This is a genomic window from Kerstersia gyiorum (genome assembly GCF_048595715.1).
Taxonomy (GTDB): domain Bacteria; phylum Pseudomonadota; class Gammaproteobacteria; order Burkholderiales; family Burkholderiaceae_B; genus Kerstersia; species Kerstersia gyiorum.
Map to the genome: position 1 here is coordinate 2,789,872 of NZ_CP169556.1, position 26,270 is coordinate 2,816,141.

A 26,270-nucleotide genomic window follows, 5' to 3' on the forward strand; every position below is an offset into this window, starting at 1 on the left:
GGTCAAGGCCACGGACGTATGGATCAGCTATGTGCCGCGACGCGCGGACGCATCATATTTTCCGGCTTGAGCACTTCTTCCAGCACGTCGTCATCAAGCAGCTTTTCTTCGCGCACCAATTCCAGCACGCCACGGCCCGTTTCCAGGGCCAGCGCAGCAATACGCGTGGAGTTTTCGTAACCGATGAACGGGTTCAGCGCTGTCACGAGGCCGATCGAGTTTTCCATCAGCTTGCGGCTGTGCTCGGCGTTGGCAGTGATGCCGACGATGCACAGTTCGCGCAGCATATCCATGGAACGCGCCAGCAGGCGTTGCGACTCGAACAGCTTGAATGCCACCAGCGGTTCCATGACGTTCAGCTGCAACTGGCCAGCTTCAGCCGCCATGGTAATCGCCACGTCGTTGCCCATCACCGCGAAAGCCACCTGGTTGACGGCCTCCGGAATCACGGGGTTGACCTTGCCCGGCATGATGGAGCTGCCCGGCTGGCGCGGCGGCAGGTTCAGTTCCTGCAGGCCGGTGCGCGGACCGCTGCCCAGCAGGCGCAAATCGTTGCACATCTTGGACAGGCGCATCGCCAGGCGCTTGAGCGCCGACGACAACATCACGAACGCACCCATGTCGTAGGTGGCTGCAATCAGGTCGCGCGCCGGCTTCATCGCTTCGCCGCTGACAGCCGCCAGGCGGGCCACGGCCAGGCCGGCGTAATCCGGATGCGTGTTGATGCCGGTGCCAATGGCAGTGCCGCCCAGGTTCACGTCATACAGCAAGCGCTTGGCATCCAGACGCAGGTAATCCGCGTCGTCGGCCAGGGTGCTGGCGAAAGCATGGAATTCCTGGCCCATGGTCATGGGCACGGCATCCTGCAACTGGGTACGGCCCATCTTGAGAACGTCAGCCAGTTCACCCGCCTTGCTCTCCAGCGAGTCGATCAGGCGGTCCAGGCTGGCCACCACTTCCTGCTGCTCCAGCAAGAGGCCCAGGCGGATCGCCGTCGGGTAGACGTCATTGGTGGACTGCGACATGTTGACGTCGTTGTTCGGGTGCAGATTGGCGTACTCGCCTTTCTTGCGCCCCATGAACTCAAGGCCGACATTGGCCACGACTTCATTCATGTTCATATTGGTCGACGTACCTGCGCCGCCCTGAATCATGTCGACCGGGAATTGGTCGCTGAACTCACCGTTCACGATGCGCTGGCAGGCGTGCACAATGGCCTCGTGCCTGTCGTCGGCCATCTGGCCCAGCGCATGGTTGGCATCCGCGCAGGCATGTTTGACCATCGCCAGCGCCCGGACAAAGGAAGGATAGTCGGACAACTTCGTACCGGACAGGTTGAAATTGTGCACGGCACGGTAGGTCTGGATACCGTAGTAAATATCTGCTGGCAATTCCAGGTCGCCGAGCAGATCATGTTCAAGGCGTGTTTCCATCTCGTCTTTAATCATTGCAGATAAACAAGGGACTGGCGGTCTTGCATCCCGCCGCTCCCACTTCCGGTTCCGACCCGAACGGCTTCATGGCCGGGGCCTGCGCGCAGGCGCGTGGTCAGCCATGCGGGAGACGCAGCGCCTCCTGGGCACTGCCGTCAAAGCGCCTACTGCTTGTCCGCGCTTCCTTTTGGGAGGCTGACAACAGCAACTGCTCCATACGGACGAGACCCGTCCCGCCTGGCCTGGCTGGCTATGGACTAACCAAAAACTTGCAAACGCCCCCGGAACCGGGGTCTTCGATCTCTCGCGGCTGGAGTTGCAGCACATGCTTCAAGCATGCCGTGCATCGCCGGAGAGTGGGAGAAAAAACAGACTGGAGCCCGGCCAAGGACGCCAGACGAGGCGTCTCATGCGCAATCGGGGAATCGCGCAGCCGCAATACGGCATGAAAGGAAATCAGTCTGATTGATAGCCCAGCACGCCGATGCGGTCAGCGGACAAATTCGAGGGATCGAAAATTATCGTAACACGCTGCAGCGGAAAATCTCCATGCCCCGTCACATTTCCGGCCCTAATTTTTTTATCCAGGTGCAAATTCCTGGACAGACTGTGCCGTCAAGGCGGCAACAGACCAGCATAGACACGAAAAAATTGGCAATTATGCGAACACTCGGCATCTATGCCACATCCGATAAAAAAATGGTCCCGTACTGGCAGGGGGCTTGCGCCACTGGCTTCGGGCGTTAGAATAAGACCAGGACTCTTCAATAACGGCGTCTGCCGTGCTGCGAAGAATCATCATTTCCGACAGGAACCAGACTTGGTCACTTCTTCCAACAAACGCCAGCTCTCGCCGCGCCTCGCGTGGTGGGTGCATATCTGCAAGCGTGAACGATGGCACAGCCCCATCGTTTCCACGCTGCTGATCCCGCACGCCTGAGATCAGCCAGTCGGCATTTGTTGTTTCATTCCGCTCCCTGACGTCCATGCACGCCTGCCGTGGCCGGTCCTATCCGGCTCTGCCGTGCCGTGCTGCCACGCGAACGGGCCGGGCGGAATGATCCCTGGAAATATCCGTCCCCTGTTTTCGGCGCCTCGTACGGCGCCGGCGTGGGCGGAGCAATGGAGTCTGACCATGAGTTTCAATCGTCCCCTGCAAGCAACCGCAACGGCTGCTCCCCAAGCCCAGACCGCCCCGGCAAGCACCGCCACGACGGATTACGCCAACTACCAGCAACCCGACGCCAGCGGCCATTTCGGCCCCTATGGCGGCAGTTTCATCAGCGAAACCCTGGCACAGGCCGTCACGGAACTGGGCGAAGCCTATCGGCACTACCGGCGCGACCCGGCTTTCATTGCCGAATTCCGCAATGAGCTGGCCCATTACGTCGGCCGCCCTTCACCGGTCTATCACGCCAAGCGCCTGAGCGACGAAACCGGCGGCGCACAGATTTTCCTCAAGCGCGAGGACCTCAACCATACCGGCGCGCACAAGATCAACAACGTCATCGGCCAGGCGCTGCTGGCACGCCGCATGGGCAAGCCGCGCATCATCGCCGAGACCGGCGCCGGGCAGCATGGTGTCGCCACCGCCACCATCTGCGCCCGCTATGGCCTGGAATGCGTGGTTTACATGGGCAGTGAAGACATCCGCCGGCAAATGCCCAATGTGCAGCGCATGCAATTGCTGGGTGCCACCGTCACCAGCGTCGATTCAGGCAGCCGGACGCTCAAGGACGCCATGAACGAGGCCATCCGTGACTGGGTCGCCAACGTGGACCGCACCTTTTATCTGATCGGCACGGTGGCAGGCATGCATCCCTACCCCATGATGGTGCGCGACTTCCAGAGCGTGATCGGCAAAGAATGCCGGGTGCAGATGCCCGATATGCTGGGCAGCCTCGGCCTGGGACGGCGCCAGCCCGATGCCGTGGTCGCCTGCGTCGGCGGCGGCAGCAATGCCATCGGCATTTTCCATCCCTATATCAGCGAGGAAAGCGTACGTCTCATTGGTGTGGAAGCCGCCGGCCTGGGGCTGGACAGCGGCAAGCATGCCGCCTCGCTGCAACGGGGCCGGCCCGGCGTGCTGCACGGCAACCGCACCTACATCATCCAGAACGAGGATGGACAGGTCATGGAAACCCATAGCATCAGCGCCGGCCTGGACTACCCTGGCGTCGGGCCAGAACACGCCCTGCTGCATGATATCGGCCGCGTGGAATATGTCGGCATTACCGACGAGGAGGCCCTGCACGCCTTCCATTACCTGTGCCGTGCGGAAGGCATCATCCCCGCGCTGGAATCCAGCCACGCTGTCGCCTATGCACTCAAGCTGGCGCGCGACATGCGCCCGGACCAGGCGGTGCTGGTCAACCTCTCCGGCCGCGGCGACAAGGACATGGGTACTGTCATGGAATATATGGCGGCCAGCAAGGCTCCCTGACCCCCTGCCCGGCTGACCCGGGACGTCTGGCAGGCACGCCTGCCAGACGCAGCGGCATCCTCAATAACCGAGTGCGCGGGGCAGCCACAGCACGACCTGCGGCACGAAGGTGCACAGCAGCAGCAACAGCACCATGAACAGGCTCAGCATCACGGCCCAATAGGTGGTGGACTCCAGTGATGTCCTGGCGATGCGCGCCGTGACGACCAGGTTCAGACCTACCGGCGGGGTGAACTGCCCGATCGCGATATTGATCGTGATGAGAATGCCGAACCACACCGGATCCCACTGAAAGTAATTCATGATGGGGATGAACAGCGGCAGGAAAATGAAGAAAATCGAGATCCCGTCGATGAACATGCCGGCAATCAGCAGCACCAGGTTGATCATCAGCAACAGGCCGACTTCGGAACTGACCGACGCAACCAGGGCGCGAGCCATGTGATCGAAGGTGCCCAGGGCATTGCTGGCCAGCGAAAAGACCGATGCCAGCGCCAGGATGATGAGGATGATGGCCGACAATTCGCAGGCCTCCACCAGTACGCGGTAAAGCACCCGTGGCGTCAGCGTGCGGTAGACCAGCACACCCACGACCAGGCCATAGAACACCGCCAGCACCGCGGCCTCGGTCGGGGTCACCAGCCCGGTGCGCATACTGCCCAGAATCACCACCGGCGCCATCAGTGCCCAGATGGCCTCGCGCAGGCTGGCCCAGAATGGTGGCCTGACATCTTCGCGTTCCGTGCCGATTTCATGGTGGCGCGCCAGCCACACCGAACCGCCGATGAGGCACAGGCCGGCCAGCACGCCCGGCACCATGCCTGCGGCAAACAGGGCCGGCACACTGGCCTCGGGCACCAGCATGCTGTAGATCACCAGCGCGATGGAGGGCGGAATGAGGATATCCGTGGATGCCCCGGCCCCGACGACGGCTGCGGCAAAACCGCGCGGATAGGCAGCGCGTACCATCTGCGGAATCATCACCGCACCGACGGCGGAAGACGCCGCCGGGCCCGAACCGGATATCCCGCCCAGGATCATCGCTACAATGATCGCGGTGGCAGCCAGGCCGCCGCGCCTGGGCCCCACGATGGATGCCGCAAAACGCACCATGGAAGCTGCAATACCGGCGCGTTCGAACAGCACCCCGGCCAGGATGAACATCGGAATCGCCAGCAGCGGATACTTGGAAATACTGTTGTAGACGTTCATCGGCACGGACAGCATGCCCAGATCCGCAAAAGCGACGACCGCCGTACCGGACAGACCCAGCGCCACCGCCAGCGGCACTCCGGTGGCCAGGAACAGCAGAAACAGGGCGAACAGCATCACCCCCAGCATGTCATAGCTCATGGCTGCTTGCGCCTCAATGCAATGGCCAGGGCCTGAAGCTGGCGCAGGACAATCAGGCAGGAAAATACCGGCACCACGGCGGTATACCACCACTGCGGCACGCCCAACCCCGGCGACACCAGCCCGCTGTCGTAGTCATCCAGCCAGGCCAGGGCGCCGTACCACGCCAGGATGCCGAACATCAGGATGCCGCAGGCCAGCGCATAGACCCGCTGCCAATACTGCACACGCCAGGGCAGGCGCTCGACCAGCGCCAGCATTGCCAGGTGCAGGCCGCGCGAAAACGCCGTCGCGGTACCGATGAAAGTCATCAGCACGACCAGGAAAACCGAGATTTCCTCGGTGAATGCAAAGGAAACATTCGTCAGATAGCGCGTAGCGACATTCAGCAACGTAATGACGCAAAGCACCGCCATGATGCCCGCGGCCAGTGCTTCCTCTACATGGAAGCCGCGCACCGGGACGCCCGACGATGGCTCATCCTTGGATGGCTCAACAGACATAAATCCAATTCCAGAAAATTCCGCCGTGCCCGCCTCTGCGCACATCGTGCGGCGCCCGGCATCCTGCCAGGACGCAAGCGCCGGGCCACGGCCTCTACACCGCGCCCCGGCGAACCCGGCGACGCAGCTAACCCATGCGGCAAAAACCGGCCCGCCGCCAGGCGCAATCCATGCTTGCGGTGGCGGCGGCCGGTACGGCGTATCAGCGTGTCGCCGCGACCTCTTGTTGCGCCTTGCGAACCAGATCCTCGCCGATGGTCCGGGACCATTTTTCGACCACCGGACGTGTCGCCTCGGCAAATGCCGCCTTCTCGGCATCACTGAGAATCGTCACCTGTACGCCTTGCCCGATTGCCTGCTGGATCAAGGCGTCGTCTCCCGGGCTCACGCCCTTGCGAGTCGCGGCAATTTCATTGCGCGCCGCTTCCTGCGCCGCCTGGCGTACGATTTCCTGGTCTTCCGGCGACCAGCTTTCCCAGGCTTTGGCCGACACCGCAAATACCAGCGGATCGTTGACGTAATTCCACTTGGTCAGATACTTCTGCCCCAGGGTATGCATCTTGGCGCCAACAAACAGGGAAATCGGATTTTCCTGGCCATCGACCACGCCGCTTTGCAGCGCCGGCTGGGCGTCAGCAAAGGTCATTTGCGTCGGATTGGCGCCCAGGGCCGTATAGATGTCGTTGAAAATAGGCGAACCGACCACGCGGAACTTCAACCCCTTGAGGTCATCCGGAGTGCGGATCTCGTGCTTGGAATTGCTGATTTCCCGCGCGCCGTTTTCACCCCAGGCCAAGGGCACCACCCCCCGCTTTTTCACGATTTCAAACAGCTCGTCTGCCACTTCACCGCTGGTCAACGCATCGAAGGCCTTGTCATCCGGAACCAGGAACGGCAGCAGGAACAGGTTCAGTTCCTTGACGTGGGGCGACCAATTGATCACCGACGACACGTTGAAATCAATGCCGCCTTGGCGCAACGCCGTAAATTCACGCGTGGTTTCCCCGCCGACCAATGAAGAGCCGGGATACCACTTCACATTGATGCGGCCATCCGTGCGTTCGGTGACCAGGCGCGCCCATTCCTGCGCGCCGCGCCCCAGTGGGAATGCTTCGTTGACATTGGTGGACAGGCGATATTCCTGTTTGTAATCCGCTGCCTCGGCGCTTCCGGCCACGCCGGCGAGCAAAGGCAGGACCACGGCAGGTATGGCCGCAAGGCTGAACAACGACTTCATGATGCGATCTCCAAGGGAGAATGATTGAGCAAGGCAACGATCGCCGCGCGGACCTTGCCGGCGTCGATACGCGATTCGTTTTCAAGTATCTGGGCATAGCCCACCGGAATGCGCGGCGCGCCCAGGCGCCGCACCCTTGCGCCCGTATGTTCGGCGACAGTCGCCGCCACCTCGGCGCCGAACCCGGCCACCTGCACCGCCTCGTGCGCCACCAGCACATGGCCGGTACGCGCCGCCGACGCCAGCACGGCCTCGCGGTCCCAGGGCCAGATCGTGCGCAAATCCAGCACTTCCACGCTGATGCCTTCAGCGGCCAGTTGTTCCGCCGCATCGGTGCAGGCATGCACCTGGCGCGACCACGACACCACCGTGACATCGCTGCCAGCGCGGGCAACCCGGGCCTTGCCCAAGGGCACGGGCTCGCCGGTATGCACCGTGCCCTTGGAACCCCAGAGTTCCTTGTGCTCCATGTAAATCACCGGATCACCGGATGCGAGCGCAGCATGCAGCAGGCCATAGTTGTCTGCCGGCGTCGCCGGCGTCACGACGGTCAGCCCGGGAATATGCGCAAACCAGGCTTCCAGGGATTGCGAATGCTGCGCCGCCGAGGCGCTCCACAAGCCTATGGGCAAGCGCGCCACCATGCCAACGCGTCCCTGCCCACCAAACATGAAGCGATTCTTGGCTGCCTGATTGACGATTTCGTCGATGGCACAAAGCGCGAAATCCACCACCCGCAACTCCACTACCGGTTTGAGCCCGGCCAGGGCCATGCCCACCGACGCCCCGACAATGGCGGCCTCGGAAATCGGCGTATCCACGATGCGCTGCTCGCCGAAGCGCTGCACCAGCGGCTGGTTCTCGAGATCGCGATACTGCCCGAAGACGCCGCCGCGCCCCAGATCCTCGCCCAGCGCCACGACGGACGGATCGGCCTCCATGGCCTCGGTCAGCGCCAGCGCCGCTGCTTGCGCATAGCTCAGGTTCAGCGTGCTCATCGCCAGGCTCCTTCACCGGTGGTCGTGATATCCGTATAGGCGTCCGCCACTTCCGGGAACGGGTCCGCCTGCGCGGCGGCCAGCGCCGCGTCTATTTCCGCCTGTGCTTGCGCCTCGATCTGCGCGGCCTCCTGCTGCAGGCCCAGCTGCACCAGGCGCTGGCGTGCCCGCAGCAGCGGGTCCCGCGCCAGCGCGGCCGCCACCTCGGCGGGATCGCGATAAGTACCGGGGTCTACCGATACGTGCCCCTTGTGTCTGTCCGTCAGCGCATGCAGCAACCTGGGGCCCTGCCCTGCACGTATGTCGGCAATCAGGCCGGCCGCCGCATCAGCAACGGCTTCGACATCATTGCCATCGACCTTGAGCGCCGGCACACCCAGCGAGTTCGCTCTGGCGCTGGCACCTTCACCACCCGTCATCGGCGCGCTGGCGGTCGTTGCCGAAATGCGGTTATCTTCGCAAACGAAAAGCACCGGCAATTGATAAACCACCGCCCAATTCAGGGATTCCAGGAATGGGCCGCGATTGATCGCGCCGTCGCCAAAGAAAGAAACGGCAATGGCATCAACACCACGCAATTTCAATGCCTGGGCTGCACCGACGGCAATCGGCAATCCCGCTGCCACCACCCCATTGGCACCCAGCATGCCCACGGAAAAATCCGCGATATGCATGGAACCGCCTTTACCCTTGTTATAGCCAGTCGCCCGGCCGAACAACTCTGCCATCATGCGCTTGCTGTCCGCGCCCTTGGCCAGCGTATGGCCGTGCCCCCGGTGCGTGGAAGTCAATAGATCCTGCGGCCCCAGATGGGCGCAAACCCCGGCCGCTACGGCTTCCTGCCCCGTAGACAGATGCAGCGGCCCGCGTACCAGCGCCGGCTTGCTGGATTCTGACAAACCCCATGCCTGCACCCCGCCCTGGCTGGCGATTTCCGCCGCATCCTCGAAGGCGCGTATCCGGACCATGGTCCGGTAAAGCTCCAATAAATCTGCCATACACCCGGTAACTCATAACCATTAGAATTAAATTCACCCCACCTTAATTAAAAATGGAATGAAACCGGGATTAACAATAGCAGCCGATATTTATCGACAAAACGACTTTCGAATTATGTCGATATACCGACGCGCGATAATGGAACAAAGACTCCCATCAATCATAACCAGTGGAAATAACAATATCTCCGGCAGGTATTGATAACGAAATTGAAACCACCATCTTGATTCACGAACCGCTGACAGGAAAAAAACGGCCTCCCGCAGGAGGCCGACCACAGTCAGGAAAGCCGCTCAGGCCCGGGCGGGCCTCACGCCTTGGCGCGGTAGAAACACTTCCACAGCACGGCCGCTGTCGTGCCGCAGATCGCCATGGCGAACGTCATCGGGTAGGCCGTGCCATTCTGTGTCGCCGCCACCACACTGCTGACCACGAAAGCCAGGCTGAACTGCAGCACGCCTATCAAGGCCGAACCGCTGCCCACATGTTGCATGCTGGCGCTCAATGCAACGGCTGCCGCATTCGCACCGATAAAACCCAGCGTGCTGATCGTCAACCACAGCGGCACGAACAGCAAAGGCAGGCTATGCAGACTGACCGACAGCACCGTACAAATACCGGCAGCCGCGTTGACGCGCAATGCCCAAGCCAGCAGGCGGGCCGGCGGAAAACGCCGCAACAGCCGCCGATTGATGGAAGCGCCGACAATCAGCGCGCAGGCGATAGCGGCAAACAGCAAGCCGTAAGTCTGTTCATCGGCATGATGCAACTGCATGAATACGAACGGCGAACCGGTAATGAACGCAAACATGCAGGCCTGCGCCATGCCGCCCAGGATAGCGGGCACCACAAAGGCACGCGTGCCCAACAAAGTGCCCCAGGTGCGAAACACACCGCCCAGGCTGGTACGCCTGCGCGCTTCCGGCGGCAGCGTTTCGGGCAGATAGCGCCATGCCAGCACCCAGCAGCTCAGGCCGAACAGCAGCATGATCACGAAAACGGCGCGCCAACCCATGTGGGTAACGACAAAACCGCCGACAATCGGGCCGAGAATCGGCGCCAGCGTGACGATCGCCATCATGAGTGACAGGGCGCGCGCGCTTTCCCGGTCATCGTACAAGTCGCGGATGATGGCCCTGCCGATGACCATGCCGGCGGCACCCCCGGCGGCCTGCAGGAAGCGCAGCAGCATGAACAGGCGGATATCCGTCACCACCAGGCACAATACCGTAGCCACGACATACAGGCTGACGCCCACCATCAAAGGCCGCAAGCGGCCATAGCGGTCTATCATCGGGCCATAGACGGCCTGGCCGCAGGCCAGCCCCAGGAAAAACACCGACAGCGAGCCTTCCACGCCGCCTTCCGGTACATTGAAATACTTTTCCAGCAAGTGGAAGGCAGGCAGATACATATCCGTCGCCAACGGCGCGAATGCCGTCAGCATGGCCAGAATGACAATAATGCCGCCTGAAGAAACTGCCCGTTTTTGCCTGTTTATTGGCTCAGCCATCTATTCTTTCCTGATTGAAACGACAAGCGCCAGCCTGCCGGCCGGCGCCTTTGCGTCATGATACGGAGTCTTCCGGCCAGGCGTAAACGCTGTTTTCACGCTGTCACACCCGGGCCGGACTCCCCTGCACGGTATCGTGCAAACATTAAAAAAGCCATGATGCCCCTACGCTGCGCTACGATTTCAACTACCGCGCACGAGCGCCGGCTGCCATCTGGCGGCCCTTCACCTGGAACACCCGCAGCATGTCACCCACCGCCGCCAGCTACTGTTATCTGCTGATCGCCATCGTCGCGGAAGTCATCGCGACATCCACGTTGAAACTCTCGAACAGCTTTACCCGCCCCTGGCCCAGCCTGATCACCATCCTGGGCTACGGCATTGCCTTCTACTGCCTGTCCCTCAGCCTGCGCACCATGCCTACCGGCATTGCCTATGCGATCTGGTCCGGGCTGGGTATCGTCCTCATCTCGCTGGTGAGCTGGCTGTTCTTCCGGCAATCACTGGACTGGCCGGCAATACTCGGCCTGGCCTTGATCATTGCCGGAGTGCTGGTCATCAATGTCTTTTCCAAAAGCCTGGCGCACTAAGCAGCGGGCCAGGGCAATCCGGCACCCGCTTCATCCAGCCGTCCGTGCCGGTACACCTATCGGCTGGTAGCCCTGCCAGGCCGGCTCCGCCTCCCTGCCATCGGGGTTCACGTTCAGATGGATATGCCAGCCCCCCAGCTCGTTCAGCATCAGGCAATCATCCACGTCCTTGAGGTTGTCGCGGTGCTGGTGGCCAATACCTGGCAGCAGGCGCTCCAGCGCCCGGCGTTTTGCCGTCGCAGCGTCAGGGGCAACGAACAAGCCATATTCATGCTGCTCTGCCAGGGTGTCGGCGCGATAGCCACCCACATTCACGAAGAACAGGCGTACCTGTGCTGCAGCGGGCGGCGCAGGCAGCAAGCGGACATCATGTCCATCCGCCCATTCGATCACGCTGTATCCATCGACATGGATTTTGTCGGGGTCGCCAAACCAGGCCTGGCGCAACAGCGGCCAGGCTGCTTCGGGCCGATCCACGGCAGCAAACTGGATATCATGAACCTCGATGTTGGACCGGCCGGCATTGCCGCCGACATAGAACATGTGCAATTTGACCAATTTTTCTCTTCCCGGACAGATCAGCCATCACCGAACGATACTGCCTGTCACAGGCAGTGAAACGGAAAAGCCGGTTCCCGCTGTAGCAGGAACCGGCTTTTTGACCGATGACATCAGTTCACTCCGGCGCATGGCCAGAAACGCCGTCATCTCAGTTCGGTGGCCAGGCCACCTTATTCGAAGGGGACTTCTCCAACTGCTTGCGCAGCACTCTCGCCGGGCTCGGATTCATCGACTTTTTCCCGAAGTTCCTTGCCCGCCTTGAAATGCGGAACCTTCTTGCCAGGAACCATCACGGGTTCGCCGGACTTGGGGTTGCGGCCCACACGGGCCGCACGCAGGGACAGGGAAAAGCTCCCGAAGCCCCGTATCTCGATGCGCTGACCCGAGGACAAGGCCTGGGTCATGGCATCAAGGACGGTCTTGACCGCATAATCTGCATCCCTGGCGGCAAGCTGAGGATAGCGTGCCGCCAGGATGGCGATCAATTCCGACTTCGTCACCGCTTCTTAACCGTTGTCGCGCTGGAGATCCAGCTTGGCCTTCAGCAGCGCGCCCAGGTTCGTCGTACCCGACGAAGCGCTGGCTTCGGACATGCGCTGGATGGTTTCAGCGGTTTCAGCGTTGTCGCGAGCCTTGATCGACAGCTGGATCGAACGCGTCTTGCGGTCGATGTTGATGATCATGGCGTCGATGTTGTCACCGGCCTTCAGGGCGGTGGTTGCATCTTCGACACGGCCTTGCGAGATTTCGGAAGCGCGCAGGTAGCCTTCGACATCCACCGACAGGGTCACGACTGCGCCCTTGGCTTCAACCGACTTGACGGTACCTTGAACCACGGCACCCTTTTCATAGGTGGCAACGTAGTTGTTGAACGGATCGCCTTCCAGCTGCTTGATACCCAGCGAGATGCGTTCCTTCTCGACGTCGATGCCCAGAACCACGGCGTCGACTTCGTCGCCCTTCTTGTAGTTGCGCACGGCTTCTTCGCCCGATTCCGTCCAGGACAGGTCGGACAGGTGCACCAGGCCGTCGATGCCGCCTTGCAGGCCGACGAACACGCCGAAGTCGGTGATCGACTTGATGGCGCCGCGGACCTTGTCACCACGCTTGAAGTTCGAGGAGAACTCTTCCCACGGGTTGGCACGGCACTGCTTCATGCCCAGCGAGATACGGCGACGGTCTTCGTCGATTTCCAGGACCATGACTTCGACTTCTTCGCCCAGGGTGACAACCTTGCGCGGATCGACGTTCTTGTTGGTCCAGTCCATTTCGGAAACGTGCACCAGACCTTCGATGCCGGCTTCCACTTCCACGAACGCACCGTAGTCGGTCAGGTTCGTGACCTTGCCGAACAGGCGGGTGCCTTGCGGGTAGCGGCGGGCCAGGCCGATCCAGGGATCTTCGCCCAGTTGCTTGACGCCCAGGGAGACGCGGCTCTTTTCCTGGTCGAACTTGAGCACCTTGGCTTCGACTTCCTGACCCACTTGCAGGACTTCGGAGGGGTGACGGACACGGCGCCATGCCATGTCGGTGATGTGCAGCAGGCCGTCGATACCGCCCAGGTCAACGAACGCACCGTAGTCGGTGATGTTCTTGACGATGCCCTTGACCACAGCACCTTCGTGCAGGGTTTCGAGCAGCTTCTGACGGTCTTCGCCCATGGTGGCTTCCAGCACGGCGCGACGCGACAACACGACGTTGTTGCGCTTGCGGTCGAGCTTGATGACCTTGAACTCCATGGTCTTGCCTTCGTACGGCGTCGTGTCCTTGACGGGACGCAGGTCAACCAGCGAACCCGGCAGGAAGGCGCGGATGCCGTTGGTCATGACCGTCAGGCCGCCCTTCACCTTGCCGGTGATGGTGCCGGTGACCAGTTCATTGTTTTCGAGCGCCTGCTCCAGTTGCAGCCAGGCCGACAGGCGCTTGGCGCGGTCACGCGACAGGATGGTGTCGCCGTAGCCGTTTTCGAGGGAGTCGATCGCGACGGAAACGAAGTCGCCCGGTTGGACTTCGACTTCGCCCTGATCGTTCAGGAACTCTTCCAGGGGGATCAGCGCTTCGGACTTCAGACCGGCGTTGACAACGACGAAATTGTGGTCGATGCGCACGACTTCAGCGCTGATGACCTCGCCGGAACGCATGTCCTGGTTCTGGACGCTTTCGGCAAACAGATCGGCGAAGCTACCGCCGGCTTGAATAATGGAAGAATTGGCAGACATTGAGAATCCACAGCGGCCCGAGGGCCGTTTGTTACACGCCCGGCAGGGGATCAGCCGGCCAGGCGGAGTTCACGAAAAGCCCAGGCGACCCTTGCGGCCCCTAGGCAACGATTTCGGACCAAAGCTGCAATATGGCCCGGGTGGTTTCCTCGGCCGTCCAGTTGGACGAATCGAGGGTTATTGCATCCTGCGCAGCCACTAGCGGCGCCACGCTGCGATGGGTATCGCGTGCATCGCGCTCGCGCATGTCGCGCAAAATATCCTCTAGATTAGCAGAAATCCCTTTGTCACTCAACTGCTTAGCCCTGCGTCGTGCGCGTGCCTCGGCATCCGCGACCAGAAATATCTTCAAAGGGGCATCGGGAAACACGATAGTGCCCATATCCCGGCCGTCTGCCACCAGGCCCGGCACCTGCCGGAATGCCCGCTGGCGGGCCAGCAGCGCCTCGCGCACGGGCAGCAGCGCTGCGATACGCGATGCCCGGTTGCCCACGGCCTCCTGGCGTATGGTTTCCTCGACACGCTGTCCGGCCAGCCAGATCGCCCCGCCATCGAAACGCACGTCCAGGCTGCGTGCCGCCTGGGCCAGCCCATCCAGATCCTCATCGGCGATCCCGGCCTGGCTCGCCGCCAGCGCTGTCAGTCGATACAGGGCGCCGCTATCGAGCACCTGCCAGCCCAGCGCGCTGGCCACTGCCTGCGCCACCGTGCCCTTGCCGGACGCAGTCGGGCCATCAATCGTGATCACAGGCGCCGGCGTACTGTCCGTGCTTGGGAAATTCTTCATGAAACAAGCTCCAGCTATGCCACCAGACGGGCATAGACATCGAAATAATCAGGGAAGGTCTTGCTGACGCAGCCTGGTTCCAGAATGCGCACCGGCACCGGCCCGAAGGCAGCCAGCGAAAAGCACATGGCCATGCGGTGGTCATCCCAGGTACCGATGGCGGCCGGCTTCCATTGCTCCGGCCCAGGCGGTACGACACGCAGCCAGTCAGGCCCGGACGTCACCTCTGCCCCCAGTTTCCTCAATTCGGTTTCCATCGCATGGATGCGATCGGTTTCCTTGACGCGCCAGCTGCCAATGTTGCGCAAACGACACGGTCCGTCCGCAAACAGCGCCAGAACAGCCGTCGTCATCGCGGCATCGGGGATCAGATTGAAATCCATGTCGAAGGCACGCAGGCGCTCGCCCCGCGCCACATTGACACCCTCGGCTTCCATCCAGTCATCGCCACGCCGGATGGTGGCGCCTATCTGCGCCAGCGTATCGGCAAACCCGATATCGCCCTGCACGCTGCGCGCGCCCACGCCCTCGACCCGGACCGGACCGCCACCGATGGCGCCCAGCGCCAGGAAATAGGATGCGCTGGACGCATCGCCCTCGACCAGATAACGGCCAGGCGACACATAGCGGCTGGCCGCAGGCACCAGGAAGCTGGACCATCCGTCCTGCTCCACCTGGACGCCGAAATCGGCCATCATCGCCAGCGTGATGCCAATATAAGGCTTGGAAATCAGCTCGCCCGCGACGTCGATGCGCAATGCCTTGCCGGTACGCTGGACATGCAACGGCGCAGACAGCAGCAACGCCGTCAGGAACTGGCTGGAAACATTGCCCTGCACGCTGACGCGATCGCCGCCCTGGCCCGCCACACCCTGACCGATTTTCAGGGGCGGATACCCCCCGGCCCCCAGGTAATCAACCCTGGCGCCCAGGACGCGCAAGGCATCGACCAGGTCGCCGATGGGACGCTCGCGCATGCGCGGCACGCCATCCAGGCGGTAATCACCGCCATGCAGCGCCAACGCCGCCGTCAGCGACCGGAATGCAGTCCCCGCGTTGCCCAGGAAGAACTCAGCCTGGCGGGTGGCGAACTCGGCCACGCCATCGACAGTCACTTCACCTGCCCCGCGCTCCTGCACCCCGACACCCAGCCCTGCCAGGGCATCGAGCATGACACGTGTGTCGTCGGATGCCAGCACGCCGCGCAACTCGGTACGCCCAGGTGACAAGGCCGCCAGCAGCAGCGCCCGGTTGGAAATGCTCTTGGAACCCGGCAGCGCCAGGCTGCCGCGCGCCTGCGTCACCGCAGGCAAATCGAGAAAATGTTCAGTCACTGCGCTTGCCCCCCGGCTGCCATGCCCGCCGCGCCTGCGCGGCCTCATCCAGCCACTGCTGCAGGGCGTCGCCATCCGTCCGGTCCAGTGCCGCCTCAAGGCGATCCAGCGTCCGGCGCAACGCCCGCAGCTCGGCCTGCATGGCTGTTTTGTTCGAAATGAATACGTCCCGCCACATTTCCGGCGAACCGGCCGCGATGCGGGTGAAATCCCGGAAGCCGCTACCCGCGAGTTCGAAACGCAGATCGGCGTCTTCGCCGGTTTCAAGATAGTGCACGTAGGCCGCGGCCAGCCAGTGCGGCAAATGGCTGACAGCCGCGAACACGCCGTCATGGCGATCCGGTGTCATCAGCCGCGTGCGCGCACCACAAGCCCGCCACAGGCTGGCCACATGGGCCACGGCCTGCGGATCGTTCTCGGGCAAAGGCGTGAGGATGACATTCCGGCCGCGGTACAGATCGGCGTCTGCTGCCTGCGGGCCTGTCGCATGCGAGCCGGCAATGGGATGACCGGGAACGAATTGCGCGACCTTGTCACCCAGCGCCAGGCGCGCCTGTTCGATCACGTCCGCCTTGGTACTGCCGGCGTCCGTCAGCACGGCCCGGGAAGACAGGGCATCCTTCATGCTCCCCAGGATCACGCCCATGGCGCTCACCGGCGTGGCCAGCAGAATAATGTCGGCCTCACGCGCCGCCTGCTCAGGGCTGGCAACTGCGTCGATCAGGCCAAGGTCCAGCGCCTCGTCCAGCGACTTGCGCTGGCGCCCCACGCCCAGCACCCGCCCAACCCGCCCGGCAGCACGCAGGCCGGCCGCAAAAGAGCCGCCGATCAGGCCGACGCCAACGACAGCCAGTGTCTGGCAGACACCGGTCCCATTTCCATCCGCTGCAAGCGGTGAGTTCATCGTTGCAAAGCTTCCCATCAAGGCATCAGTGAAGCCCGCGACCGGGTTGGCCGGCGCCGGCCATGCCGACCCCTTATCGTCACGCCAATTGCTGCGCGGGATAAGAACCAAGGATCTTGAAAAAGGCAGCGCGTTCCTGCAATGCCGCCAGCGCACCGGCGACATTCTCATCCGCGCGATGCCCCTGCACATCCACGTAAAAATAATATTCCCACTGGCCGGTGCGGGCCGGGCGCGATTCGAAGCGCGTCATGGACACGCCAAAGCGCGCCAGCGGGGAGATCATGTCATAGACGGCGCCAGCGCGATTGGGCACGGCAAAGACCAGACTGGTCTTGTCGCCACCGCTGCGTTCGGCATCGCGCTTGCCGATGGCAAGGAAACGCGTGCGATTCTGCGCATCGTCCTGGATGCCTGCGGCCACAACCGCCAGCCCCCAGACTTCGGCCGCACTCTCGCCTGCAATCGCGGCAATCGACGGGTCGGCGGCCGCCAGGCGCGCCGCTTCCGCATTACTGGAAACCGCATCCCGCGGCACGCCGGGGTATTCACGATTCAGCCATTCCTGGCACTGTGCCAGCGCCTGGGGATGCGCCAGGATGCGCTTGACCGCATCCATGCCGTCACGCGCCATCAGGCAGTGGCGGATCTGCAACGAATGCTCGCCCAAGATCTTCAGCGGGGAATGCAACAGCAGATCCAGCGTGCGGTTGACCGCCCCTTCAGTTGAGTTCTCGACCGCAACCATGCCGACATCCGCCTGCCCTGCCTCGACGCAGCGAAATACTTCGTCGAAATTGGGGCACGGGATGCCCTGGGCCGAATGGCCGAAATGGCCAAACGCCGCCTGTTCGGAAAACGAACCCTGAGGCCCGAGGTAGGCCACGGTCAGCGTACGTTCCAGGCCACGACAGGCGGAAATGATTTCCGTCCAGATGGCCGCGACGGCCTCATCGGGCAAGGGGCCGTCGTTGGCCCGCTGCAAGGCGCGCACGATCTGCGCTTCGCGCTCGGGGCGCAGCACCTGGCCATCATCGCCCTTGGCACCTGCGGCTTCCTTGACCTTGCCCACTTCCTGGGCCAGGCGTGCACGGCGCGATACCAGGCCGAGGATCTCGCGATCCATGGCATCTATGCCTTCGCGCAAGGGCCGCAGTTTTGCGGCAAGCGACTCATCAGCCATGGCGACGCTCGAACTCCTGCATGTAGCTGATCAGCGCGCGCACGCCTTCGATGGGCAGCGCGTTGTAGATGGAGGCACGCATGCCGCCGACGCTCTTGTGACCCTTGAGCTGCATCAAGCCGGCTTCCTGCGCCCCGGCCAGGAATGCCGCATCCAGCGAGGCATCACGCAGTACGAAGGGGACGTTCATGCGCGAACGCACTGATTTTTCCACCGGGTTGCGATAGAAGCTGGTGCCGTCCAGATAGGAGTACAGCAGGTCGGCCTTGGCGATATTGGCCTGCTCGATGGCAGCCACGCCCCCCTGCTCCAGCAACCACTTGCACACCAGGCCCAGCATGTAGATGCCATAGGTGGGAGGCGTGTTGAAACTGGAACGGGCTTCGACCACGTTCGCGTAGTCGAACGCGGACGGACAAATCGGCAACGCATGGCCCAGCAGGTCCTTGCGCACGATCACCACGGTCACGCCAGCCGGGCCGGCGTTCTTCTGCGCGCCGGCGTAGATCAGCCCGGCGCGGGACACATCCATGGGGCGCGACAGGAAGTGCGACGACGCATCGACCACCAGTTCGGTATCCGGCGCCCCCAGGCTGGCCAGCTCGGGCCAGTCGACGAACTCGACGCCGCCGATGGTTTCATTGCTGCACAGGTGCACATAGGCAGACTCGGGGCGGACGTGCCAATCCCGGGCTTGCGGCACCCAGGTCCAGGCTGCCTGCTCGACCCCGCCGAGCACGGTCGCGCTATCGCTGGCCGCAGCGACCTGAACATCGCCGTAGCGCTGCGCTTCCTTGAAGGACTTGCGCGACCACTGGCCGGTCAGCACGTAATCCGCAGACTTGGTGCCGCGCAGATTGATCAGGTTCATCGGCACGATGGCATTTTCCGCCGTCGCGCCACCCTGCATGAATACCACGCCGTACTCTTCCGGGATCGACAGCAGCGTGCGCAGGTCGGCTTCCGCTTCGTCGCAGATCTGGATGAACTGCTTGCCGCGGTGGCTCATTTCCATGACGGACATGCCACTGCCATGCCAATCAAGCATTTCCTCGGCGGCGCGCTTGAGCACCGCTTCAGGCAATACCGAAGGTCCTGCCGAGAAATTCCATGGTCTGGCCATTTCGCCTTACTCCTTTGCTTCTTCGCCCGCCTGCGGGTCTGCCGAAGGCGCCTGTCCGGCCGGATCCTGGCCATCAGTCGCGCCGTTTTCCAACGATTCCAACTCTTCCGCTTCGTCCGCGTCGCTTTCCGCGACCCGGCGCACGCCGGACAGCACGCTGCCATCATCCACGCTGATCAGTGTCACGCCTTGCGTGGCGCGGCCCATTTCGCGGATTTCTGCCACCCGGGTGCGCACCAATACGCCGCCAGTGGTGATGAGCATGATTTCATCCTCGGGCTGCACCAGCACTGCGCCCACCACCTTGCCATTGCGAGCCGTGGTCTGGATCGCGATCATGCCCTTGGTGCCGCGCCCGTGGCGCGTGTACTCGACGATGGACGTACGCTTGCCATAGCCATTCTCGGTTGCCGTCAGCACGCTGGGCTGCAACCTGCCATCGACTTCGGCCACGACTTCACCGCCTTCTTCCGGCAGCACTTCGGCGACCAGCAGCGCGATCACACGCTGGCCGTCTTCCAGCATCATGCCGCGCACGCCACGGGCATTGCGGCCCATCGGGCGCACATCGTTTTCGTCGAAGCGCACTGCCTTGCCAGCGTCGGAGAACAGCATCACGTCATGCTTGCCATCCGTCAGGTCGGCGCCGATCAGGTAGTCGCCCTCATCCAGGTCGACCGCGATGATGCCTGCCTTGCGCGGGTTGGAGAAATCCGACAGCGGGGTCTTCTTGACCGTGCCGCGCGACGTCGCCATGAAAACGTAGTGGTCTTCGCTGAACGCCTTGACCGGCAGCACCACCGTGATGCGCTCGCCATCAGCCAGCGGGAACATGTTGACGATGGGGCGGCCGCGCGAATTGCGCGAGCCCTGCGGCACTTCCCACACCTTCAACCAATAGACGCGTCCGCGGTCGGAGAAGCACAGCAGGAAGTCGTGGGTATTGGCAATGAAGAGCTGGTCGATCCAGTCGTCTTCCTTGGTGGCCGACGCCTGCTTGCCACGCCCGCCGCGACGCTGCGAGCGATACTCGGACAGCGGCTGGCTCTTGATGTAGCCGGATGCAGAAAGCGTCACCACCATATCCATCGGCGTGATCAGGTCTTCGGTATCCAGTTCCGTCGCATTGTGTTCAATGGTGGAACGACGCTCGTCCTTGGCACCGAATTCAGCCTTGATGGCCTGGAGTTCGTCGCCGATGATCTGGTTGACGCGCTCAGGACGCGAAAGAATATCAAGCAAATCCGCCACCAGCAGCATGACGTCGCGGTACTCGCCGACGATCTTGTCCTGCTCCAGCCCGGTCAGGCGTTGCAGGCGCATGTTCAGGATTTCCTGAGCCTGGACTTCGCTCAGGCGGTACAGGCCGTCGGCCTGCATGCCGAATTGCGCTTCCAGCCCTTCGGGGCGATAGGCTTCGCGCCCGCCCGGGGTTTCGCCATCGGCACGCGCGAGCATCTCGCGCACCACTGAGGAATCCCAGGTACGCGCCATCAGTTCCTGGCGCGCCACCGGCGGCGTGGGCGCCGCCTTGATGATGGTGATGAATTCGTCGATATTGGCCAGCGCCACTGCCAGGCCTTCCAGCACATGGCCGCGCTCGCGCGCCTTGCGCAGCTGGAACACCGTGCGGCGCGTCACCACTTCACGACGGTGCAGCAGGAAGTACTGCACCAGCTGCTTCAGGTTCAGCAGGCGGGGCTGGCCATCGACCAGCGCCACGAAGTTCATGCCGAAGGTATCCTGCAGCTGCGTGTTCTTGTAGAGATTGTTCAGCACAACCTCAGGCACTTCGCCACGCTTGAGCTCGATCACCAGACGCATGCCGTCCTTGTCGGACTCATCGCGGATATCGGAAATGCCTTCGATCTTCTTTTCGTTGACCAGCTCGGCAATGCGTTCCTGCAGCGTCTTCTTGTTGACCTGGTAGGGCAGTTCATCGACGACAATGGCCTGGCGGTTGCCACGCTCCATGTCCTCGAAGTGAGTCTTGGCGCGCATGATCACACGACCACGGCCCGTGCGGTAACCTTCGCGCACGCCGGACATGCCGTAGATGATGCCCCCGGTAGGGAAATCCGGTGCAGGAATGCGCTCCATCAGCTCATCGACCGAGCACTCCGGGTTGGCCAGGCAATAAAGGCAGCCCTCGACCACTTCAGACAGGTTGTGCGGCGGGATATTGGTCGCCATGCCGACGGCAATACCGGAACTGCCGTTGACCAGCAGGTTGGGAAGGCGCGACGGCAACAGCAGCGGTTCCTGCTCGCTGCCATCATAGTTAGGCCCGAAATCCACGGTTTCCTGGTCGATATCGGCCAGCAACTCATGGGCGATCTTCGCCAGGCGGATTTCGGTATAGCGCATGGCAGCCGCACCATCGCCGTCGATGGAGCCGAAGTTGCCCTGGCCATCCACCAGCATGTAGCGCAGCGAGAAGTCCTGGGCCATCCGGACGATGGTGCCATAGACCGCCTGATCACCGTGAGGGTGATATTTACCGATGACGTCCCCGACGATACGCGCAGACTTCTTATAGGCGCGGTTCCAGTCATTGTTCAGCTCATGCATCGCAAACAGCACACGGCGATGCACAGGCTTGAGGCCGTCTCGCACATCAGGCAGTGCCCGTCCGACGATCACGCTCATGGCGTAATCGAGGTAGCTGCGGCGCATTTCGTCTTCCAGCGATACGGGAAGTGTTTCCTTGGCGAAGGAATCCATAGTTGTGGCGGCTATCCAAAATCAGTTACTGCCCACCGGCATGCAGCGCAGCGCTCCCGGAATGGGAATGGCGCCGCACTATCCCGCGCCATCGCAACAGCGCTGGCGGGCAGGCCTCGTACACACGCACGAAAGCATGGCGGACTAAACAGGCCATTCTAGCATTGGCGGCCAAATTCCATGGTTTTCCACCTGACACCGCGTGCAATCCGGCGCAAAAGCCGGCTGACACCCATCCCCCTGGGCATTGTTGCCAAAAACCAACAAGAAAAATGGCCCAACTGCCAGAAATCCACAAAGGAAAGGTCAATCGCCCCACGCCGCAAGACGAAAGCGACGAAATCACCGTAAGATTGACTTCAGGCACGCAGGAAGCCCCCAGCAATGAATGCGCCAAACAAGCCTTGCATTGCTATACTGGCCCCGCTTCCTGATTGTGGCGGGGGATTCGCTGCAAGTCACTTATTCAGCTTCAAGCTTAACGAGGAGAAATATGAACAAGCCCTCCAAATTCGCTCTGGCGCTTGCGTTCGCCGCCGTCACGGCCGCTGGCGCCGCTTCCGCTCAGAATGTGGACAACTGGCGCAACAGCTCCGGCGAAGTCTGGCGCAACGTCAACGGCGAACTGTGCTGGCGCGATGCCTTCTGGACGCCTGCTACCGGCGTTCCCGGCTGCGACGGTGTACCCGTTGCTGAAGCTGCTCCGGCTCCGGCCCCGGCTCCCAAGCCCGCCCCTGCCGTTGTCGCGACCAAGGTTGTCTTCAACGCCGATACCTTCTTTGACTTCGACAAAGCCAACCTGAAGCCAGAAGGCCGTCAGCTGCTGGACCAAGTCGCTGCTCAAGCCAAGGCTATCGACCTGGAAACCATCATCGCCGTCGGTTACACCGACTGGACCGGTCCTGACGCTTACAACCTGAAGCTGTCCGAGCGCCGCGCTCAGTCCGTGAAGAACTACCTGGTTGAGCAAGGCATCGACCCCAACCGTATCTACACGGAAGGCAAGGGCAAGGCTGATCCTATCGCCAACAACCGTACCCGTGAAGGCCGCGCAAAGAACCGTCGCGTGGAAATCGAAATCGTCGGTACGCGTTACAGCCGTTAATAAGCCAGGCAGCCAGTTTTCTGGCTGACGGCTTACAATGAAAGGGTTCCGGTTTCGGAACCCTTTTTTTTGCCCATGCGCAGCCGGGCACGCCGGCAGCGAACCAGGCAAACCTGTTAACGATGCAGGGCCAGGGCCCTCTTCACTGACATTTTCCGTGCCATGACCACCACATCCAAGCCTGCCACCGAGCATCACAACGTCAGCCAGGCCGAACTGGACAAGTTCAGCGCCCTCGCCTCCCGCTGGTGGGACCCCGAAAGTGAATTCAAGCCCTTGCATGCAATCAACCCCCTACGTCTGGGTTGGATACGTGAACAGGCAGGAGGTTCCCTCAATGGCCTGCGTATTCTCGACGTCGGCTGCGGCGGCGGCATTCTTGCCGAAAGCATGGCGGCCCAGGGGGCCGAGGTCAAAGGCATAGACCTGGCTGACGCTTCGCTTCAGGTGGCGCGCCTGCACAGCCTGGAAAGCGGCATCAAGGTTGACTATGAATCCGTCGCTGTCGAAGCGCTGGCCGAACGTGAACCCGGCAGCTACGATGTCGTGACCTGCATGGAAATGCTGGAGCATGTGCCCGACCCCTCTTCCATCGTGAAAGCCTGCGCCACCCTGCTCAAACCCGGCGGCCTGGCGACCTTCTCCACGCTGAACCGCAACGCCAAGTCTTTCCTGTTTGCGATCGTCGGCGCGGAATATGTGCTCAAGCTGCTGCCGCGCGGCACGCATCAACACGACAAATTCATCAAGCCCAGCGAACTGGCCGCCTATGTGCGCCGCGCCGGACTAACGGCGCAAAGCATGCGCGGCATGGAATACAACCCGTTGACCCAGCACTACCGCCTGTCCGGCGACACCTCGGTCAATTACATGATGGCAACCACCAAATGAACCAAATGACCTACCAGGGCCTGGTTCTCTTCGACTTCGATGGCACCCTGGCTGACTCGGCACCTGATCTGGCGGAAGCTGCCAACAAGCAGCGCCGGCGTCGCGGGCTGGAAGACCTGCCCTATGAAGCACTGCGCCCAGTGGCCTCCCAGGGCGCGCCCGGACTGCTGCGCGTCGCGCTGGGCCTGGAACGCAGCGACACGGAATTCGAGCCTACGCGGCAACAATTCCTGGCCGACTACGCCGCCTGCATGACGGAACGCACCGACCTCTTTCCCGGCATCCCCGAGCTGCTGGGCAACCTCGAAGGCCACGGGCTGGGCTGGGGCATCGTCACCAACAAGGTCGAACGCCTGGCTTTGCCCATCATCGAATACCTGGACCTGATGCGCCGCAGCGCGGCGACTGTCTGCGGCGATACCTGCGCCTACGCCAAGCCCCATCCCGAACCCGTCGCACATGCGATCCGGCTGGCGGGCTACCAGGCTGCCGACACCATCTATGTCGGCGATGACGAACGCGACATCATCGCTGGCCGGGAAGCCGGAACGCGCACCATCGCCGTCGGCTTCGGCTACTGCGACCCGGCACAGGCCCGCAACTGGGGCGCCGACCTCTATGTCGGGCATCCCGACGAACTTTGGGACGCAGTACTGGAACTGCTGCCGCGCCGCTAGGCACCGGCCTGCCCCGGCGTCGCTGCCGCGCCGGGGCTTATTCCCTCCAAGCCTCCTCTTACCAAACGCGCCTGCGCGCCACCCTCACCATGCCTCGCTCCGCCGTTTCCCGGCCCAGCCGTGCCGTTGCGCTCGCGCCGCAACTGGCCCTGGTGTTCATCACTATGATCTGGGGCGGCACGTTCCTGGCCGTCCAGTACGCCCTGGGCAGCAGCACCCCGATGTTCTTCGTCGGCTGCCGCTTTGCCGCCGCCACCCTGGCCGTCGGGCTGATTTCCCTGAACGCGCTGCGCGGCATGACTTGGCGCGACATCCGGGCCGGCGTCGTCATCGGCATTTCCATCACGCTGGGATATGGCGCCCAGACCCTGGGCCTGCAAACCATCACCAGCAGCGAATCCGCCTTCCTGACCGCGCTCTACATGCCCCTGGTACTGTTGCTGCAATGGCTGCTATTGCGCAAAGCGCCACGCCTCATGACCTGGCTGGGTATCCTGCTGGCCTTCAGCGGCCTGCTGTTGCTGACCGGCAACAACACGGGCGCCATTACCCTGAACCAAGGCCAATGGCTGACCATTTTCTGCGCCTTTGCGGTGGCAGTTGAAATCGTGCTCATCAGCCATTTCTCCAGGAGCGTGAACCTGCGCCGCGTAGTGGTCGTGCAACTGGCCACGGCCTCCGTCACGGCGTTCGCCCTCATGCCGCTTGCCGGAGAAACCCGCATCCCGCCGTTCTCCTGGACGCTGCTCCTGTGCGCGGGCGGCCTGGGGTTGGCCAGCGCCCTGATCCAGCTGGTCATGAACTGGGCGCAGCGCTTCGTCGATCCCGCCAGGGCGGCCATCATCTATGCTGGCGAACCGGTATGGGCCGGGCTGATCGGCCGCATTGCCGGCGAACGCCTGCCTGCGCTGGCGCTGCTGGGCGGCAGCCTGGTCGTACTGGGCATCATTGTGAGCGAGCTCAAGCCGCGCCGCTGGCGCAACCGCCCAGGCGCGCCGGACAGCAAGGCGCCGGCAGCACAGTCATGACGCCACAGAGGCTGGTGCCATGCGGTTGCGCACGGGAGACACCTGTTTGAAACATAATGCTGGCATTAGCCAGCATGTACGCGTAGAATTAACTACCTCTGGGGCCGATCCGGATTCGACGTGGGTCATGAAACAGAGCAGGGCATGTCGAGCACCAGTTCGCTCGTAAATCCACTGGAAAACTACAAACGCCAACGACGAGCGTTTCGCTCTGGCCGCTTAAGCGGTGAGCCGCTGCACTGATTTGTCTTTGGGTCAGCCAGGGTAAAACCTGGAGCAGCGTCATCTACAAAGAATCGGGTCTGTCTGGGTCACGAAGCCAGATCTTAAATCCAGTGAATCGCCAAGGAAGGGCCTGTCGATAGGCATGATCCAAGGTTAAAACTTAAAATTTATCGACTACACATGTAGAACTGCCTGCGGAGGGCTTGCGGACGCGGGTTCAATTCCCGCCGGCTCCACCACTATTTAAAAAACCAACCGTTCTCGGTTGGTTTTTTTTTGTCTGTTCCCCCCAGTGTTGGCGCGGTTTCCGGGCATTGCCTCGCGAGCGCCACCCCTGCGAAGGCGGCGTTTTCGCCCCCGCCGTCGCCTCTCTGTTCTCCGTTTTCTCTGGTGGTCACGCGAGCGTTCTCAAGGCCACGGCTCTACCCCATAAACGGGGG

The 26,270-nt window shown here is 62.3% G+C and carries 22 protein-coding genes and 1 other RNA gene; 7 read left to right on the forward strand and 16 right to left on the reverse strand.

Annotation, left to right across the window (positions count from 1 at the left end; translation table 11 throughout):
• Positions 1 to 23 precede the first annotated feature (23 nt).
• Positions 24 to 1,433: an aspartate ammonia-lyase gene (locus ACEW7X_RS12205; RefSeq protein ID WP_068366230.1), complete on the reverse strand. Its 1,410-nt coding sequence runs from the start codon at positions 1,431 to 1,433 to the stop codon at positions 24 to 26.
• Between the two features lie 1,135 nt (positions 1,434 to 2,568).
• On the opposite strand from ACEW7X_RS12205, the gene trpB reads away from it, so the two are divergent.
• On the forward strand, positions 2,569 to 3,876 hold the full coding sequence (trpB, locus tag ACEW7X_RS12210; protein WP_083969314.1) for a tryptophan synthase subunit beta: 1,308 nt from the start codon (positions 2,569 to 2,571) through the stop codon (positions 3,874 to 3,876).
• Positions 3,877 to 3,936: 60 nt separating this feature from the next.
• Here trpB and ACEW7X_RS12215 read toward each other — a convergent pair whose 3' ends face one another.
• The 6 genes from ACEW7X_RS12215 to ACEW7X_RS12240 all read right to left on the reverse strand — a co-directional run bounded on the left by ACEW7X_RS12215 (position 3,937) and on the right by ACEW7X_RS12240 (position 10,479).
• Positions 3,937 to 5,217, reverse strand: coding sequence for a TRAP transporter large permease (locus ACEW7X_RS12215; RefSeq protein WP_068367631.1), 1,281 nt, complete (start codon positions 5,215 to 5,217; stop codon positions 3,937 to 3,939).
• Between the two features lie 8 nt (positions 5,218 to 5,225).
• Positions 5,226 to 5,732: a TRAP transporter small permease gene (locus ACEW7X_RS12220; protein ID WP_278864226.1), complete on the reverse strand. Its 507-nt coding sequence runs from the start codon at positions 5,730 to 5,732 to the stop codon at positions 5,226 to 5,228.
• Positions 5,733 to 5,934: 202 nt separating this feature from the next.
• A complete protein-coding gene (locus ACEW7X_RS12225) occupies positions 5,935 to 6,969 on the reverse strand; it encodes a DctP family TRAP transporter solute-binding subunit (protein ID WP_068366241.1) in 1,035 nt (344 codons plus the stop codon).
• Positions 6,966 to 7,967 carry an alpha-ketoacid dehydrogenase subunit beta gene (locus tag ACEW7X_RS12230; RefSeq protein ID WP_420177267.1) on the reverse strand — a complete coding sequence of 334 codons (1,002 nt, stop codon included), beginning with the start codon at positions 7,965 to 7,967 and terminating at the stop codon, positions 6,966 to 6,968. Before ACEW7X_RS12230 ends, ACEW7X_RS12225 begins: the two co-directional genes overlap by 4 nt.
• The gene (locus ACEW7X_RS12235; RefSeq protein WP_240733246.1) at positions 7,964 to 8,965 is read right to left on the reverse strand and encodes a thiamine pyrophosphate-dependent dehydrogenase E1 component subunit alpha; all 1,002 of its coding nucleotides are present in this window, start codon (positions 8,963 to 8,965) and stop codon (positions 7,964 to 7,966) included. Before ACEW7X_RS12235 ends, ACEW7X_RS12230 begins: the two co-directional genes overlap by 4 nt.
• Before the next feature lie 311 nt (positions 8,966 to 9,276).
• Positions 9,277 to 10,479, reverse strand: a complete 1,203-nt coding sequence (locus tag ACEW7X_RS12240; RefSeq protein WP_420177268.1) for a multidrug effflux MFS transporter — start codon at positions 10,477 to 10,479, stop codon at positions 9,277 to 9,279.
• 245 nt (positions 10,480 to 10,724) lie between these two features.
• Between ACEW7X_RS12240 and ACEW7X_RS12245 the strand changes: the two genes are divergently transcribed.
• On the forward strand, positions 10,725 to 11,069 hold the full coding sequence (locus ACEW7X_RS12245) for a DMT family transporter (protein ID WP_068366253.1): 345 nt from the start codon (positions 10,725 to 10,727) through the stop codon (positions 11,067 to 11,069).
• Positions 11,070 to 11,099: 30 nt separating this feature from the next.
• Here ACEW7X_RS12245 and ACEW7X_RS12250 read toward each other — a convergent pair whose 3' ends face one another.
• The 9 genes from ACEW7X_RS12250 to gyrA form a co-directional block, all read right to left on the reverse strand.
• Positions 11,100 to 11,627, reverse strand: coding sequence for a DUF1543 domain-containing protein (locus ACEW7X_RS12250; RefSeq protein WP_207224894.1), 528 nt, complete (start codon positions 11,625 to 11,627; stop codon positions 11,100 to 11,102).
• Positions 11,628 to 11,800: 173 nt separating this feature from the next.
• The gene (locus ACEW7X_RS12255; RefSeq protein ID WP_068366257.1) at positions 11,801 to 12,130 is read right to left on the reverse strand and encodes an integration host factor subunit beta; all 330 of its coding nucleotides are present in this window, start codon (positions 12,128 to 12,130) and stop codon (positions 11,801 to 11,803) included.
• 6 nt (positions 12,131 to 12,136) lie between these two features.
• Positions 12,137 to 13,849 carry a 30S ribosomal protein S1 gene (gene rpsA / locus ACEW7X_RS12260; protein WP_068366260.1) on the reverse strand — a complete coding sequence of 571 codons (1,713 nt, stop codon included), beginning with the start codon at positions 13,847 to 13,849 and terminating at the stop codon, positions 12,137 to 12,139.
• Positions 13,850 to 13,949: 100 nt separating this feature from the next.
• Positions 13,950 to 14,636, reverse strand: coding sequence for a (d)CMP kinase (cmk, locus tag ACEW7X_RS12265; RefSeq protein ID WP_068366263.1), 687 nt, complete (start codon positions 14,634 to 14,636; stop codon positions 13,950 to 13,952).
• 14 nt (positions 14,637 to 14,650) lie between these two features.
• Positions 14,651 to 16,018 (reverse strand): 3-phosphoshikimate 1-carboxyvinyltransferase, encoded by a 1,368-nt coding sequence (gene aroA, locus ACEW7X_RS12270; protein ID WP_420177269.1) that lies wholly within the window; start codon positions 16,016 to 16,018, stop codon positions 14,651 to 14,653.
• Positions 15,963 to 16,874 (reverse strand): prephenate dehydrogenase, encoded by a 912-nt coding sequence (locus ACEW7X_RS12275; protein ID WP_420177270.1) that lies wholly within the window; start codon positions 16,872 to 16,874, stop codon positions 15,963 to 15,965. The genes aroA and ACEW7X_RS12275 overlap by 56 nt, the downstream gene beginning before the upstream one ends.
• Positions 16,875 to 16,953: 79 nt before the next feature.
• Positions 16,954 to 18,057, reverse strand: coding sequence for a prephenate dehydratase (gene pheA / locus ACEW7X_RS12280; RefSeq protein ID WP_068366269.1), 1,104 nt, complete (start codon positions 18,055 to 18,057; stop codon positions 16,954 to 16,956).
• Positions 18,050 to 19,180, reverse strand: coding sequence for a 3-phosphoserine/phosphohydroxythreonine transaminase (gene serC / locus ACEW7X_RS12285; protein WP_134838727.1), 1,131 nt, complete (start codon positions 19,178 to 19,180; stop codon positions 18,050 to 18,052). The genes pheA and serC overlap by 8 nt, the downstream gene beginning before the upstream one ends.
• Positions 19,181 to 19,186: 6 nt before the next feature.
• Positions 19,187 to 21,904 carry a DNA gyrase subunit A gene (gene gyrA / locus ACEW7X_RS12290; protein ID WP_415358508.1) on the reverse strand — a complete coding sequence of 906 codons (2,718 nt, stop codon included), beginning with the start codon at positions 21,902 to 21,904 and terminating at the stop codon, positions 19,187 to 19,189.
• A gap of 493 nt (positions 21,905 to 22,397) precedes the next feature.
• On the opposite strand from gyrA, the gene ompA reads away from it, so the two are divergent.
• The 5 genes from ompA (at position 22,398) to ssrA (ending at position 26,069) form a co-directional block, all read left to right on the forward strand.
• A complete protein-coding gene (gene ompA / locus ACEW7X_RS12295; protein WP_068366279.1) occupies positions 22,398 to 23,009 on the forward strand; it encodes an outer membrane protein OmpA in 612 nt (203 codons plus the stop codon).
• A gap of 162 nt (positions 23,010 to 23,171) precedes the next feature.
• A complete protein-coding gene (ubiG, locus tag ACEW7X_RS12300; protein WP_134838728.1) occupies positions 23,172 to 23,900 on the forward strand; it encodes a bifunctional 2-polyprenyl-6-hydroxyphenol methylase/3-demethylubiquinol 3-O-methyltransferase UbiG in 729 nt (242 codons plus the stop codon).
• Positions 23,897 to 24,577, forward strand: coding sequence for an HAD family hydrolase (locus ACEW7X_RS12305; protein ID WP_238591267.1), 681 nt, complete (start codon positions 23,897 to 23,899; stop codon positions 24,575 to 24,577). Before ubiG ends, ACEW7X_RS12305 begins: the two co-directional genes overlap by 4 nt.
• A gap of 89 nt (positions 24,578 to 24,666) precedes the next feature.
• Positions 24,667 to 25,605 (forward strand): DMT family transporter, encoded by a 939-nt coding sequence (locus ACEW7X_RS12310; protein WP_068366284.1) that lies wholly within the window; start codon positions 24,667 to 24,669, stop codon positions 25,603 to 25,605.
• 100 nt (positions 25,606 to 25,705) lie between these two features.
• Positions 25,706 to 26,069: a transfer-messenger RNA gene (gene ssrA / locus ACEW7X_RS12315) on the forward strand.
• The last annotated feature ends 201 nt before the right edge of the window (positions 26,070 to 26,270 follow it).